This is a genomic window from Sphingomonas longa, assembly GCF_016892685.1.
In the GTDB taxonomy this organism is placed as follows: Bacteria; Pseudomonadota; Alphaproteobacteria; order Sphingomonadales; family Sphingomonadaceae; genus Sphingomonas; species Sphingomonas longa.
In genome coordinates this window covers 172,470-186,243 of the sequence record NZ_JAFEMC010000001.1, presented here as the reverse complement: position 1 = coordinate 186,243, position 13,774 = coordinate 172,470, and the positions used below count along the sequence as shown (strand labels likewise).

The following is a 13,774-nucleotide window of genomic DNA, read 5'->3' as shown; positions in this document are numbered from 1 at the left end:
CCAGTTGTTCATGTTCGGTGTGAAGTCAGCGATGCAAGCTGGCCCTCCCCGGCCGGCTCCGGTGTGGTCGCCCCCTGATCGAGCCGCGACAGGCCGGCGGCGTCGAACCGCATCGTCACGATCGTGCCGCCACCGTCTCGGTCGGCGAACTCGATCGTGCCGAGATGCTCCTCGACGATCTTCTTGACGATCGCGAGGCCCAGGCCGGTGCCCCGCGCGCGGGTCGTCATATACGGCTCGACGATGCGTTCGCGCGCGGCGGGCAGGCCGACGCCGTCGTCGGCGACGGAGACGATGACGGTGCCCCCGTCCTCGCCCAGCGTCATCGTCACCTCACCACCATCGCGCCCGGTGGCTTCGATCGCCTCGACGGCGTTCTTGACGATATTGGTCAGCGCCTGCCCGATCTGGCGACGATCGCAGACGAGGCCTGGGGGCGGATCGTCGTGAACCAGCGCGAAGCGGACGTTCGGGTGCGCAACCTCGTGCAGGAACAGCGCCTCGTGCGCAGCGTCGATCAGCGATTCCTCGCGGAACACCGGCTTGGGCATGCGCGCAAAGGACGAGAACTCATCGACCATCCGACGGAGGTCGCCGACCTGCCGGACGATCGTCTCCGTCAGGCGAGCGAAAGTACCATCGTCATTCTCGATCTTGCTGCCATAGCGTCGCTGGAGCCGTTCCGCGGCAAGCTGGATCGGGGTCAGGGGGTTCTTGATCTCGTGCGCGATGCGGCGGGCGACGTCGGACCAGGCGGCGCGGCGTTGATCCACCAGTTGCTGCGTCACGTCGTCGAAGGTCAGGATCGGTCCGCGGTCGATATGCGCGATGCGCACCGCCAGTGTGCGGGCATCCGCCCCCTCCCCCACCTGCACCACCGCCTCGCGCGCGCCGGCATCGACCAGCGCATCGAGTTCGGGCGCGATGTGACGCAGCGGCTGGCCGACGACGCCGTCCTCGCCGGGGCGGCCGAGCAGGCGGACGGCGGAGGCGTTGGCGATGCTGACACTGCGGTCCGGCCCGGTCGCGACGACGCCGGCGGAGACGCCTGCCATGACCGCCTCGATCAGTGCGCGCCGGCTTTCGAGCTGTTCGTTGACCGACAGCAGCGTGCCGTTCTGCGCCTCGATCCGGCCGGTCATCTGGTTGAACGCGCGGGCGAGCGTGCCGACCTCGTCGCGGCTGCGCGGATCGGGAACACGCGCCGCGAGGTCCCCGTCCGCAACCCGGCGCGCGGCAGCGACGAGTTCGCCAACCGGCCGGACGAGGCGATCCGCGACGTTCAAGGCGATCCAGACCGCCACGCCGACAATGAGGAACGATATCGCGAGCAGGGCGGCGTTGAATTTCAGCTGAAGACTGCGCGCTTGCGCCAGCAGGGTACGGTAACTTGCCTGCACTGCGACGCCGCGGCGTTTTTGCTGCTCAGCGGTCCGCAGGTCGGCGGCCGTCGCGGTGAAGAGGTATAGATTGTTGTCGCCGGGCAGCTTCGTCAGCGTTTGGATGCGATTACTGCGGACCGTCGTGATGCTGGGTTGCTTCGGATTGAGGCTCGCGAGGTCCTTGGCGGTAACCTGATCGTCGAGATCGATGAGGTCGGGGTTGATGGTCGCGAGGGTCTGATACCCGGCCCGGGGTGACACCGCGAACAATATGCCGTCCGACAAACTGCGATAATAGACTTGCTGGAGAAAGAAGGCGGGAAATTGAGGGCTTTGCACATTCTGCTCGCGCAGGAACGCAGCGGTATCATCCGCCATCGTCGTCGCTGCCTCCTGCCAGCGGCGCAGCATCTGGTCGTAAGACGTCTGCGCTAGGCCAGTGGCGTTGCTCAGCATGCTGCGCGCCTGATCCGAATACCAGAACTGCACGCCGTACTGGAACAGCAGCGACGCGAAGATGGTGACGAGCAGCATCGGGACGGCGGCCATGACGGAGAAGATGGCGACCAGTCGAACGTGCAGTCGACCCTCCCCCCCGACGGGTGACCGGGCGGCGCGGCGCAGGGCGATGCGACGGCCGAGCAGCATCAGCAGCGCGATACCGGGGACGAGGTTGGCGACCAGCAGAAGCGCGACCAGCGGCGGCGCGATCAGCCGTTCGGGGGCATCGAAGCCCGACAGGATGAAGTAGCTGGCAACGGCGATCGACACCGCGAGCACCAGCACCGCAACCTCTACCGCAGGCGTCACCCGAAACCGCCGCGAGGGCGTGTCATCGAGCTGGAACGGCGTCGCGGTGGCGATCATTATGGCCGCCCTACAAGGTCGACCGTTGCATGAAAACCACAATCTTGGTGAGACGCAGCTTTTCGCGATCAGGGCTTACGCGGATCAAGCCCCAAGGCGTCGAGCCGTTTGCGCAGCGTATTCCGGTTGATGCCCAGCGCCCGCGCCGCACGAAGCTGGTTCTGGCCGTGCCGTGCCAGCATAGTCTCGATCAGCGGGCGTTCCACCTCCGCAATGACGCGATCGTAGAGCGTGCCGTCCTCCAGCGCCTCCGGCCGCTCGCGCGCGATCCGGCCGACCAGCGTGCGGACGGCCTCATCGAAGTCGACGCTGACCTGCGGCGCTGCGCTGACGCGGGTGCCGTGAATCGCCGTGATCGCGTCCGCGCCGACCACCTCGTCGCGGGTCAGCACCGCCAGCCGGCGCATCAGGTTCTCCAGTTCGCGGACGTTGCCCGGCCAATCGTGCGCACGCAGCACCTCGGCAGCGTCGGCGGCGAGCTGGCGGCGCGGCAGCCCTTCGGCGGCGGCGGCGTCGAGGAAGTGGCGGGCGAGGATCACGACATCGTCACCACGCTCACGCAGCGGCGGAAGGCTGAGCGGCACCACGTTCAGGCGGTAGAACAAATCCTCCCGGAACAGCCCCGCCGCGACCTGATCGGCGAGGTTGCGGTTGGTCGCGGCGACGATGCGAACATCGGCGCGGATCGTCCGCGCGCCGCCGACGGTGGTGAACTCGCCGGTCTGGAGAACGCGGAGCAGCCGCGTCTGCGCCTCCATCGGCATGTCGCCGATCTCGTCGAGGAACAGCGTGCCGCCCGATGCCTGCTCGAAGCGGCCGGCGTTGCGTGCGGCCGCGCCCGTAAAGGCGCCGCGTTCATGCCCGAAAAGCTCCGCCTCGATCAGTTCGCGCGGGATCGCGGCCATGTTGATCGCGACGAACGGCGCGGCACGACGGCTGCCGAGATCATGGATCGCGCGGGCGACCAGTTCCTTGCCGGTGCCCGACTCGCCGGAGACCAGAACGGTCAGGTCGGTCGAGACCACGCGGGCGATCACGCGATAGACGTCCTGCATCGCCGCCGATCGCCCGAGCAGCGGCAGCGTCGCATCCTCTGCCACAGAATCTTCCGCGGTCCCCTTGCCGCGAGTCAGCGCACCGTCGACGGCTCGTGCCAGCACGTCCAGATCGAAGGGTTTGGGCAAATAATCATAGGCTTGAAGGTCGGCCGCACGGACAGCGGTGGTCAGCGTGTTCTGTGCGGACAGCACGATCACCGGCAAGTTCGGGTGCAGCGTCAGCAGGCTGCGGACATGGTCGATGCCGTCACCGTCCGGCAGGATCACGTCGGTGATGAGCACGTCCGGTACTTCGGTGGCGATCGCGCGGTCGAGCTGCGCGAGGCTGTCGGCGGTGGTAACGATATGGCCGGCGCGGCGGAGCGCCTGCGCGACGACGGTGCGGATTGCGGCATCGTCATCGACCAGCAGGACACGGCTCATATCGTTCCTCTCGGCAGGAGCAGGCGCAGCACCGTCGCCTCCGGCGTGCCCTCCCGCGCATATTGGACGATCCCGCCCATATCGCGGACCAGCTTGTCGACGAGCGCGAGGCCGAGCCCCTGCCCCTCCCGACGGCCGGATACGAACGGTTCGAACAGATGGTCGGCGATGTCGGCGGGCGCGCCGGGCCCGTTATCGATGACACAGATCTCGATCGGCAGCGGCACGCGCGGTTGGCCCGTCGCGGCGCTGCGGGTGATGCCGTGGCGATAGGCGGTGCTCATCACCAGCCGGGGATTACGCTCATTACGAACGGCCTCGCGGGCGTTCTTCAACAAGTTGATGATGACCTGGGTCAGCGCATCGCGGTTGATCAGCGCCGGCGGAAGCGAGGGATCGAAGCGTTCCTCGATCGCCACGCCGCGCGCGAAACCGGCCAGCGCGACGGCACGGGCATGATCGAGCAGCGGGTAGATGTTCTCGGCGGTCAGCGGCAGGGGCCGGGTGTCGCCGAACTCCTGCATCCGGTCGATCAGTGCGGCGATGCGATCGACCTCGGTAACGATCAGATGCGTGAGTTCGCTTGGCCCCAGCAATTGCGCGGCACCGCGAATGCCGGACAGGGGATTGCGAATCTCGTGGGCCAGCATCGCCGCCGCCCCTTCGGCCGCGCGCGCGCCACCGATCCGGTCGGCGGTGTGGCCGAGCCGGTGGGAGCCGGCAGCGGTATGCAGCGTGATCGTCCGCCAGCCGGGATGATCCGCGACGGCCGCTTCCACGAAATCGACGCGGATGCGGACGCCCCGAGCCGTCGCGATCTCCGTATCGTAGACGGCATAGCCATAGCCGCCCCGGTCATGAGTCGCTTCGGGCGGAGGCAGGATCGCGGTCAGCGGTTGCCCGCGCATGACGCGCTCGGACAGGTTCAGCAGTTGCTCGGCCAGCGCATTCGCGTGAGCGATGCGATCGTCGGGGTCGATGACGACGACCGCGACCGGCAAGGCCGCGAACAGATCGCCGAAGCCGGGCCGACCCTGCCCTCCGCCGGGTCGCCCATCAGGCTGCGGCAAGGCGACGCCAAGGGGCGTAGAACTCTGCGAGCATCGCCTTGACCCGGTTCGCATCCGGCTCCTGGTTCACGGCGTTGCGGAACTCGGCCGATCCGGTCAGCCCCTTGGTGTACCAGCCGATATGCTTGCGTGCCATGTTGACCCCGGTGACGGTGCCGTAATGCTCCAGCATCGCGTCGTAATGTTCGGTGATAACACGGTATTGCTCGTCGAGGTCGGGATCGGGACGGCGCCGGCCGGTGTCGAGCCATTCCATCACCTGCCCGAGCAACCACGGACGCCCGTACGCGCCGCGCCCGATCATCAGCCCATCCGCACCCGACTGTTCGAGCGCAGCCTCAGCGTCCTCGATCGAGTTGATGTCGCCGTTCGCGATGACCGGGATGGACACCGCCTGCTTGACGTTCGCGATGAAGCGCCAGTCGGCCTGCCCCTTGTACATCTGGTTGCGGGTGCGACCGTGGACCGTAATCATCTTCGCGCCGAGATCCTCGGCGATGCGGGCGAGTTCGGGCGCGTTGAGGCTGTCGTGGCACCAACCCATGCGCATCTTCAGCGTCACCGGCGCGGAGACCGCCTTCACGACCGCATCGATCAATTGCGCGGCCAGCTTCAGGTCGCGCATCAGCGCCGATCCGGCGTCGCCGTTCGTCACCTTGCGGACCGGGCAGCCCATGTTGATGTCAATGATCGCCGCGCCGCGATCCTCCGCCAGCTTGGCCGCTTCGCCCATCTCGTAAGGGGTGCAGCCGACCAGCTGCATCGAAACGGGTTCTTCGGACAGATGCCATGCGGCCTTTTGGATCGATTGACGAGTCTCGCGAATGGCTGCCTGGCTGGCGATCATCTCCGTGACGTTGAGCCCCGAGCCATAGCGACGCACGAGGGTGCGGAACGGCATATCGGTCACGCCCGTCATCGGCGCGAGCACAACGGGACAATCGATCCGGACGGGTCCGATCTGGATGGGGGAAAGCTTTTGCATGTGCCTGAAAATCGGGCACTGCTTAGCGGAAAGGGCCTCTCGACGCAAGGCTGGCGGTCGTCCGCGGTGCGCGCTACCGCTGCCCGATGCTCCGTCATCGCACCGCAGCACTGATCGTCGCCGCCGGGTCCGGCACCCGGGCGGGGGGCGGCGTCCCCAAACAGTTCGCAGCAGTCGCGGGCCGGCCGCTGGTTGCGCATGCCTTCGCCGCGCTGGCCGGTCACGTCGATGAGTTGGTGGTGGTGATTGGCCCCGGCCAAAGCGCGCTGGCGCGATCGGCGCTTGGGGCCGATGTGCGGCTGGTCGAGGGGGGCCCGACACGGCGCGGGTCGGTCGCGAATGGATTGGCCGCCCTGTCTGCCGATGTGGAGCGGGTGCTGGTCCACGACGCGGCCCGGCCGTTCCTGTCGCCCGCGGTCATTGCCCGCGTCTTGGCCGCGCTGGACGATCATGACGGCGCGACGCCGGTGCTGGCCGTGGCCGACACGCTGGTGCGCGGCGACGCCTTGCTGGGCGAGGCCGTACCGCGCGCCGGGTTGTACCGCGTGCAGACCCCGCAGGGCTTTCGCGTCAACGTGCTGCGCGCCGCGCACGCCGGCTGGCCCGCCGACGAAGAGGCGACCGACGACGCGCAGATGGTGCGACGGCTTGGCGGACGCGTCGCGTTGGTGCAGGGCGACGCGATGCTCGACAAGATCACCTATCCCGATGATTTCGCGGCCGCCGAGGCGCGCGTCGCATGGGAAAGCCGTTCCGCCAGCGGCTTCGACGTCCACCGGCTGGAGGCGGGCGAGGAATTGTGGCTTGGCGGCGTGCTGATCCCGCATGACCGGGGGCTGTCGGGGCATAGCGACGCCGACGTCGTGCTGCACGCGCTGACTGATGCCGTACTGGGCACGATCGCGGCGGGCGACATCGGCACGCATTTCCCGCCGAGCGATCCGCAGTGGCGCGGCGCGGCATCGGACCAGTTTCTGGCGCATGCGGCGAAGCTGGTCGCCGACAAGGGTGGTCGCATCGACTTCGTCGACCTGACCATCCTGTGCGAGGCGCCGAAGATCGGGCCGCACCGGGCGGCGATGGTCGCGCGCATCGCCGACATCCTGAACCTGACCCCCGACCGGGTCAGCGTCAAGGCGACGACCACCGAGCGGCTGGGCTTCACGGGCCGCGAAGAAGGCATCGCCGCGCAGGCGATCGCCACGATCAGCCTGCCCCGCGTCGGCCGTGGAGGACAGGCATGATGCGCCTTACGACCATGTTCGTGACGATGGCGCTGCTCGCCGCACCCGCGGCGGCGCAGGCGAAGCCCTGCCTCAACAATGCGGAGGCGGAGTCGCTCGCGCTCGTGGCCTTGCCGGAGATCATCCGCGAGACGGGCCGCGTGTGCACGGCGCGCCTGCCCGCCGCCAGCCTGATCCGTCGTCCCGACGGGCCGCTGATCCTGAAATATCAACAAGCCGCCGACCGGGCGTGGCCGAGTGCCAAGTCGGCGATCATCAAGTTGAGCGATCCGGCCGCCGACCTGTTGCTGGCGTCCGACTATGCGCGGCCGGTGCTGACCAGCATCGTTGTGCCGCTGATCGTCGGGCGCATCGACCTGAACGATTGCGGCACGATCGACCGGCTCGTCACGCAACTGGAGCCACTGCCAGCGCGTAACACGGCGAGCATCGTTGTCACGGTGCTCCAGTATCTGAAGATGAACGAGCGCGGCGGCGGCAAGTCCGGCGTCCCCGCCCTGCCGATGTGCCCGGCAGCGTGACGGACACGCTCCTCCCCGCGCAGCTCGTCGAGTCGGCGCAGCGCGTCGTCGAGGCGAACCGCAAGGCGGGACGCAGGATCGCAGTCGCCGAGAGTTGCACCGGGGGCCTCGTCGCGGCGGCGCTGACCGAGGTGCCGGGATCGTCGGACGTGTTCGTCGCGTCGATCGTCACCTATTCGGACGAGGCGAAAACCGATCTGCTGAAGGTCGGCCGCGACCTGGTCGAGACGTTCGGCGCGGTGTCGATCGCGGTCGCGTGGGGCATGGCGCGTGGCGCCGTCGAAAAGACCGGCGCGGATGTCGCGGTGGCGATCACCGGCGTCGCGGGGCCGGGTGGCGGCAGCGAGAAGAAGCCGGTCGGTACCGTGGTCTTCGCGCGAGCCGAAAAGGACAGCGATCCCAACGACGTGCATGCCGACCGCCGGCTGTTCCCGGATACCGGGCGGGGCGGCGTGCGGCTTCAGGCGGCGCTGTGCGCGCTCGAACTGCTGATGCCGCCGGAGCCGGAGCCGGAGGCACCGTAAAGGACGGCGGCGCGATCTTCGAACGCGCCGATCATGCGGCGGAGAGCGGTGCCGAACACCTGCCCAGCAAGCATTTCGAACACGCGGTTTTTGAACTGGAAATCGACCGCGAAGTCGACGGCACAACCCTGCGCCTCCGGCCGGAAGCGCCAGTCGTTGCGGAGGTATTTGAGCGGGCCTTCAACATAGTCGACGCGGATCGTTTCCGGCCGCGCCTTCTCGACGCGGCTGGTGAACGTCTCGCGCAGCCCTTTGAAGCCGACGATCATGTCGGCCAGCGTCTCCGTCTCGCCGTCCTTGCGGACGCGCATCGCGGTGACCCAGGGTAGGAATTCGGGATAGCGCTTCACGTCGGCGACGAGGTCGAACATCTGCTCCGCACTGTACGGAAGATGCCGCGTTTCCTGATGCTTAGGCATAGGCGTTCATACCGCGATCACGGCCCGCGGCCGTGGTGCCAGCTTCGCCTCGCGCGCCGCGCGCAATTTCGCGAAATCGTCGCCGGCGTGGTAGCTCGACCGGGTCAGCGGGGACGACGCGACGAGCAGGAAGCCCTTCGCGCGTGCAATGCCGGCATAGGCGTCGAACGCCTTGGGCGTGACGAACTCCGCAACCTTCGCATGGCGCGGCGTTGGCTGGAGGTACTGCCCCATCGTCAGGAAATCGATGTCCGCCGAGCGCATGTCGTCCATCACCTGATGCACCTCCAGCCGCTCCTCGCCCAAGCCCAGCATCACGCCGGACTTGGTGAAGATCGAGGGGTCATGGCGCTTGACCGATTCGAGCAGCCGCAGAGACGCGTAGTAGCGCGCACCGGGGCGGATCGTCGGATACAGGCGGGGCACGGTTTCGAGATTGTGATTGTAGACATCGGGTCGCGCCTCGACGATCGACTCGATCGCCGCCTGCGCCTTGTTACGAAAGTCGGGAGTCAGAATCTCTATCGTGGTGGTGGGGTTGGCGGCACGGATCGCGTGGATCACCTTCACGAACTGCGACGCGCCGCCATCGGGGAGGTCGTCGCGATCGACGGAGGTGACGACGATATGCTGCAGCCCCATCTGCGCCGCCGCCTCCGCGACGTTCTGCGGCTCCCGCGCGTCGACCGCGCGCGGCATACCCGTCTTGACGTTGCAGAAGGCGCAGGCGCGGGTGCACGTGTCGCCCAGGATCATGACCGTCGCATGTTTCTTCGACCAGCATTCGCCTATGTTCGGGCACGCCGCCTCTTCACAGACGGTGGTCAGGCTTTTCGAGCGCATCAGTTCGCGCGTGGCGGCGAAGCCGGCGCTCGTCGGGGCTTTTACCCGGATCCAGTCGGGCTTGCGGACGCGTTCCGGGCGACCATCCATCGGGGCGAGCGGCGTCATGTCGTTCATGAGGTGCAGATAGGATCGCGCCGGCCAAATGTCACATGAAAGTGCATCCGGCGACCCGGAACATGACAGACTTGTCATTATTTGTCGCAATGCGGTAACGGCGCATCGCAAGCCAGGAACCGGACGGACCAACACCGGTTAGGATGCCAACGGCCGATTCGGCCCAAGATGGAGCTTCAGTGCAGATGACCGACTTTTCCGACCTGATCGAGGGTTACTACAAGTTCCGTGGTACGGAATGGCTGACCGAGCGCGAGCGGTGGACGGAACTCGCGTCGGGCCAGTCGCCGAAAGTGATGGTCATCGCGTGCTCCGACAGCCGCGTCGATCCGGCAACGATCTTCGGCACGCACCCGGGCGAAGTGTTCGTCGTGCGCAACGTCGCCAACCTTGTCCCCCCGTATGAAACGGGCGGCGGCTATCACGGCGTGTCGGCGGCAGTGGAATTCGCCGTCACGAAGCTCAAGGTGGCGGAGATCGTCGTGCTGGGCCACGGCGCATGCGGCGGCGTCAATGCCGCACTGACGCAGAGCCTGGCGCAGTCGAGCCACGGCGATGGTGGCTTCGTGAAGGACTGGATCACGCTGCTCGACGGTGCGCGCGAAAAGGTGGTGGCCGAGCACGGCACCGGTGCCGAAGGGCAGACGGCGCTAGAGCAAGAGTGCGTCCGCGTGTCGATCGCCAACCTTCAGACATTCCCGTTCATTCAGGAACGTGTCGCCGACGGATCGCTAAAGATTCACGGCGCCGTCTTCGCAATCGCCGACGGGAAGCTGAAGGTGTTGCAGGACAACGACGCGTTCGAGGCCGCCTGAACGATCAGGCCCGGCGGTCCACCCCGCCGGGCCGTTTCTTCACCCCGCGTTCGGCGCAACGGCCTTGTCGATGTCCTTCTTCGTCTCTGCGGTCGAGCGGAGGTTGAGTTCGCGAAGCTGCTTGGCGCTGGCGAAGTTGGGCGCGCCCATCATCAGGTCCTCCGCTTTCTGGTTCATCGGGAAGACGACGACCTCGCGAATGTTCGGCTCGCCCGCCAGCAGCATCACCATGCGATCAATGCCTGGAGCGGAGCCGCCGTGCGGAGGCGCGCCGAACTTGAAGGCATTGATCATGCCCGCGAAGTTCGTATCGACATCGGCCTGCGTGTAGCCGGCGATCTCGAACGCCTTGTACATGATTTCCGGACGATGGTTCCGGATCGCGCCGGACGACAGCTCCACGCCGTTGCAGACGATGTCGTACTGGTAGGCGAGGATGTCGAGTGGGTCCTTGGTTTCCAGCGCCTCCATCTCGCCTTGCGGCATCGAAAACGGATTGTGGCTGAAGTCGACCTTCTTCGCGTCCTCGTCATATTCGAACATCGGGAAGTCGACGATCCAGCAGAATTCGAAGCGGTTCGGATCGATCAGGCCGAGCGTCTCGCCGACCCGCGTGCGCGCGAGGCCCGCGAGCTTGGCGGCCTGAGCTTCCTTGCCCGCGGCGAAGAACACGCCGTCGTCGGGACCGAGATCAAGTGCCGCGGCCAGCTTCGCCATACCCTCTTCACCGTGGTTCTTGGCGATCGGGCCGCCCCACTCGCCGCCCTTGCGGGTCGCATAGCCGAGGCCGGCGAACCCCTCCGATTGCGCCCAGGCGTTCATATCGTCGAAGAACTTGCGGCTCTTGTCCGCCGTCGTCGGTGCCGGGATCGCACGAACGACGTCGCCAGCTTCGACGATCGAGGCGAAGCGACCGAAGCCGGAGCCGGTGAAATGCTCGCTGACGTCGCTGATGAGGATCGGGTTGCGGAGGTCCGGCTTGTCGTTGCCGTACTTCAGCATCGATTCCAGGTACGGGATGCGGCGGAACGGCAATGCCGAAACCTGACGCCCCTTGCCTTGCCAGTCGGCGAACTCTTCGAACAGCCCATGCAGCACGGGCTCGATCGCCTGGAATACATCCTCTTGCGTGACGAAGCTCATCTCGAAGTCGAGCTGATAAAACTCGCCCGGCGAACGATCGGCACGCGCGTCCTCGTCGCGGAAGCAGGGCGCGATCTGGAAATAGCGATCGAAGCCCGCGACCATCAGCAACTGCTTGAACATCTGCGGCGCCTGCGGCAGCGCGTAGAACTTCCCCGGATGGACGCGGCTGGGAACGAGATAATCGCGCGCACCCTCCGGCGACGAGGCGGTCAGGATCGGCGTCTGGAATTCGGTAAAGCCCTGCCCGATCATCCGCTGGCGGACGCTGGCGATCACCTGACTGCGAAGCATGATGTTGGCGTGCAGCCGCTCGCGACGCAGATCGAGGAAGCGATAGCGGAGACGGATGTCCTCCGGATATTCAGCGTCCCCGGCGACGGGCAGCGGCAGTTCCTGCGCGACGCTCTGCACCGTCACCGCGCGGGCGAAGACCTCGATCGCGCCCGTGGCGAGGTTGGCGTTGGCGGTGCCCTCCGCGCGCGCCTTCACGATGCCGTCGATGGTGATGACCGACTCGGTTCGCGCCGCTTCCAGCACCGGCAGCGCGGGCGAATCGGCATCGGCGACAACTTGCGTGATGCCGTAATGATCACGCAGGTCGACGAAGAGCACGCCGCCATGATCGCGCTTGCGGTGGATCCAGCCCGACAGGCGGACGGTCTGGCCGACGTCCGCGGCGGTGAGCTGGGCGCAGGTGTGGGAGCGATAGGCGTGCATGGGTTTCATCTCGCATACGCGCCACCCCGGCGAAGGCCGGGGTCCAGTCTCGGGCTGCTCGCAACTGGACCCCGGCCTTCGCCGGGGTGGCGGCTGGAATAGGTGGAGGGCGCTTCCCTTCCCTATCCCTCTTTGTCAACCCGCGCGACCCTCGCTATGAACCGGACGATGCATATCCATCCGTTGATTACCGACAGCGCGACACTCGCCAATCTCTGCCACCGCCTCGCTCAGGCCGACTTCGTCACGGTCGATACGGAGTTCATGCGGGAGAGCACCTATTACCCCGAACTGTGCCTGATCCAGATCGCCGACGTGAACGAAGCGGCGGCGATCGATCCCAAGGCGCCGGGGCTGGACATGACGCCGCTGCTCGAACTGATGGTCAATAACGAGGACGTGCTGAAGGTTTTCCACGCCGGCGGGCAAGACCTCGAAATCGTGTACAATCTGACGGGCAAGACGCCGCATCCGCTGTTCGACACGCAGGTCGCGGCCATGGCGCTCGGCCAGGGGGAGCAGATTGGCTATTCGAATCTGGTCGACAGCTGGCTGGGCATCCAGATCGACAAGGGCGCACGTTTCACCGACTGGGCACGGCGGCCGCTCGACGCGCGCCAGATCGAATATGCGATCGGCGACGTGACACACCTCGCCGCGATCTTCCCGAAGATGCTGGAGCGGCTGCGCAAAACCGGGCGTGGTGCGTGGCTGGATCAGGAGATGGAGCGACTGGGCGATCCCGCCAATTACGCCAACGACCCCGATGTCGCGTGGAAGCGCGTCCGCGTGTCAGGCCGCAAGCCGGACATGCTCGGCCGGCTGAAGGCGATCGCGCGCTGGCGCGAACTGGAGGCGCAGGCGAAGGACCTGCCGCGCGGCCGCATCGTCAAGGACGAAACGCTGGGTGATCTCGCCAGCCATCCACCGCGCAAGCAGGCCGATCTGGCGCGAGTGCGCGGCCTGTCCGCGACATGGGCCGGCAACGACATCGGTGCGCGATTGATGGCGGCGATCGAGGGAGCGACGCCGCTCGACGGGGATGAGCTGCCGCCGCGCGACGATCGCAAGCCGGGGCTGGGCAAGGAAGGATCGCTGGTTGCGGACCTGCTCAAGCTGCTGCTGAAAATCCGGTCGCGTGACATCGACATCGCGTCGAAGCTGCTGGCGCGGTCCGACGAGCTGGAGGCGCTGGCCGCCGGGGTTCGCACCGGGCTGCCAATGCTGGAGGGCTGGCGCTACGACCAGTTCGGGCGCGACGCGGTCGATCTGGTCGAGGGGCGGCTGGCCTTCGCGGTGATCAACGGCCGCTTGAAGATGACGCGAACCGAGGAGGAAGTCGCATGAGGAGCGTGTTGATGCTGCCGGTGTCGGTGGCGGTTCTGCTGGCCGGATGCACGACGATGCCGCCCGCGCCGCAGCCCACCGGCCCCTGCGTGGTCGACGAACAGGTCCGCATGCGCTTCGTCGGCACGAAGTTCGACAGCGAGAGGCGCGACGAGATGCAGGCGCGGACGAATGCGCGCATCCTGCGCGTGCTGCGGCCGGACGAGGCGGCGACGATGGACCTGCGCGAGGATCGGCTGAACGTCGTGCTGGACGATGGCGGACGGATCGACGGACTCCGCTGCGGGTAAAAGCCG

General features: G+C 66.9%; 13 protein-coding genes. 6 read left to right on the top strand and 7 right to left on the bottom strand.

Annotated elements, in window-relative coordinates; translation table 11 throughout:
* Positions 1 to 8: 8 nt before the first annotated feature.
* From ILT43_RS00885 to dusB, 4 genes are all read right to left on the bottom strand, one after another.
* On the bottom strand, positions 9 to 2,249 hold the full coding sequence (locus tag ILT43_RS00885) for a sensor histidine kinase NtrY-like (RefSeq protein WP_204193290.1): 2,241 nt from the start codon (positions 2,247 to 2,249) through the stop codon (positions 9 to 11).
* A 68-nt stretch (positions 2,250 to 2,317) separates the two neighbouring features.
* Positions 2,318 to 3,730 (bottom strand): nitrogen regulation protein NR(I), encoded by a 1,413-nt coding sequence (gene ntrC / locus ILT43_RS00880; protein ID WP_204193288.1) that lies wholly within the window; start codon positions 3,728 to 3,730, stop codon positions 2,318 to 2,320.
* Positions 3,727 to 4,800 (bottom strand): two-component system sensor histidine kinase NtrB, encoded by a 1,074-nt coding sequence (locus tag ILT43_RS00875; RefSeq protein WP_204193286.1) that lies wholly within the window; start codon positions 4,798 to 4,800, stop codon positions 3,727 to 3,729. Before ILT43_RS00875 ends, ntrC begins: the two co-directional genes overlap by 4 nt.
* Entirely contained in the window at positions 4,787 to 5,785 is a 999-nt protein-coding gene (gene dusB, locus ILT43_RS00870) for a tRNA dihydrouridine synthase DusB (protein ID WP_204193284.1), read from the bottom strand. The genes ILT43_RS00875 and dusB overlap by 14 nt, the downstream gene beginning before the upstream one ends.
* An 86-nt stretch (positions 5,786 to 5,871) precedes the next feature.
* Between dusB and ILT43_RS00865 the strand changes: the two genes are divergently transcribed.
* Genes ILT43_RS00865 through ILT43_RS00855 form a run of 3 tightly spaced genes read left to right on the top strand, consistent with a single transcriptional unit; the run spans position 5,872 to position 8,074 of the window.
* On the top strand, positions 5,872 to 7,029 hold the full coding sequence (locus tag ILT43_RS00865) for a bifunctional 2-C-methyl-D-erythritol 4-phosphate cytidylyltransferase/2-C-methyl-D-erythritol 2,4-cyclodiphosphate synthase (protein WP_204193282.1): 1,158 nt from the start codon (positions 5,872 to 5,874) through the stop codon (positions 7,027 to 7,029).
* Positions 7,026 to 7,550 carry a hypothetical protein gene (locus tag ILT43_RS00860; RefSeq protein WP_204193280.1) on the top strand — a complete coding sequence of 175 codons (525 nt, stop codon included), beginning with the start codon at positions 7,026 to 7,028 and terminating at the stop codon, positions 7,548 to 7,550. Before ILT43_RS00865 ends, ILT43_RS00860 begins: the two co-directional genes overlap by 4 nt.
* Positions 7,547 to 8,074 carry a nicotinamide-nucleotide amidohydrolase family protein gene (locus ILT43_RS00855; RefSeq protein ID WP_204193278.1) on the top strand — a complete coding sequence of 176 codons (528 nt, stop codon included), beginning with the start codon at positions 7,547 to 7,549 and terminating at the stop codon, positions 8,072 to 8,074. The genes ILT43_RS00860 and ILT43_RS00855 overlap by 4 nt, the downstream gene beginning before the upstream one ends.
* Here ILT43_RS00855 and ILT43_RS00850 read toward each other — a convergent pair.
* Both ILT43_RS00850 and lipA read right to left on the bottom strand, forming a co-directional pair.
* Complete coding sequence (locus ILT43_RS00850) at positions 8,011 to 8,493, bottom strand: type II toxin-antitoxin system RatA family toxin (protein WP_204193276.1); 483 nt, start codon at positions 8,491 to 8,493, stop codon at positions 8,011 to 8,013. The genes ILT43_RS00855 and ILT43_RS00850 overlap by 64 nt on opposite strands.
* Positions 8,494 to 8,499: 6 nt before the next feature.
* Positions 8,500 to 9,453 carry a lipoyl synthase gene (gene lipA, locus ILT43_RS00845; protein ID WP_211534338.1) on the bottom strand — a complete coding sequence of 318 codons (954 nt, stop codon included), beginning with the start codon at positions 9,451 to 9,453 and terminating at the stop codon, positions 8,500 to 8,502.
* A 185-nt stretch (positions 9,454 to 9,638) separates the two neighbouring features.
* On the opposite strand from lipA, the gene ILT43_RS00840 reads away from it, so the two are divergent.
* Positions 9,639 to 10,268: a carbonic anhydrase gene (locus tag ILT43_RS00840; protein ID WP_204193275.1), complete on the top strand. Its 630-nt coding sequence runs from the start codon at positions 9,639 to 9,641 to the stop codon at positions 10,266 to 10,268.
* A 39-nt stretch (positions 10,269 to 10,307) separates the two neighbouring features.
* Here the strand turns inward: ILT43_RS00840 and aspS are convergent, their stop codons facing one another.
* Complete coding sequence (gene aspS / locus ILT43_RS00835) at positions 10,308 to 12,131, bottom strand: aspartate--tRNA ligase (RefSeq protein WP_204193273.1); 1,824 nt, start codon at positions 12,129 to 12,131, stop codon at positions 10,308 to 10,310.
* A 168-nt stretch (positions 12,132 to 12,299) separates the two neighbouring features.
* Between aspS and rnd the strand changes: the two genes are divergently transcribed.
* Both rnd and ILT43_RS00825 read left to right on the top strand, forming a co-directional pair.
* Entirely contained in the window at positions 12,300 to 13,478 is a 1,179-nt protein-coding gene (gene rnd, locus ILT43_RS00830) for a ribonuclease D (protein ID WP_204193271.1), read from the top strand.
* Entirely contained in the window at positions 13,475 to 13,768 is a 294-nt protein-coding gene (locus ILT43_RS00825) for an I78 family peptidase inhibitor (protein ID WP_204193270.1), read from the top strand. Before rnd ends, ILT43_RS00825 begins: the two co-directional genes overlap by 4 nt.
* Positions 13,769 to 13,774 lie beyond the last annotated feature (6 nt).

Coding starts and splice junctions, on each gene's coding strand:
- ILT43_RS00885 (WP_204193290.1), bottom strand. CDS start 2,249: ATGATCGCCACCGCGACGCCGTTCCAGCTCGATGACACGCCCTCGCGG.
- ntrC (WP_204193288.1), bottom strand. CDS start 3,730: ATGAGCCGTGTCCTGCTGGTCGATGACGATGCCGCAATCCGCACCGTC.
- dusB (WP_204193284.1), bottom strand. CDS start 5,785: ATGCAAAAGCTTTCCCCCATCCAGATCGGACCCGTCCGGATCGATTGT.
- ILT43_RS00865 (WP_204193282.1), top strand. CDS start 5,872: ATGCTCCGTCATCGCACCGCAGCACTGATCGTCGCCGCCGGGTCCGGC.
- ILT43_RS00860 (WP_204193280.1), top strand. CDS start 7,026: ATGATGCGCCTTACGACCATGTTCGTGACGATGGCGCTGCTCGCCGCA.
- ILT43_RS00850 (WP_204193276.1), bottom strand. CDS start 8,493: ATGCCTAAGCATCAGGAAACGCGGCATCTTCCGTACAGTGCGGAGCAG.
- lipA (WP_211534338.1), bottom strand. CDS start 9,453: ATGAACGACATGACGCCGCTCGCCCCGATGGATGGTCGCCCGGAACGC.
- ILT43_RS00840 (WP_204193275.1), top strand. CDS start 9,639: ATGACCGACTTTTCCGACCTGATCGAGGGTTACTACAAGTTCCGTGGT.
- aspS (WP_204193273.1), bottom strand. CDS start 12,131: ATGCACGCCTATCGCTCCCACACCTGCGCCCAGCTCACCGCCGCGGAC.
- rnd (WP_204193271.1), top strand. CDS start 12,300: ATGCATATCCATCCGTTGATTACCGACAGCGCGACACTCGCCAATCTC.
- ILT43_RS00825 (WP_204193270.1), top strand. CDS start 13,475: ATGAGGAGCGTGTTGATGCTGCCGGTGTCGGTGGCGGTTCTGCTGGCC.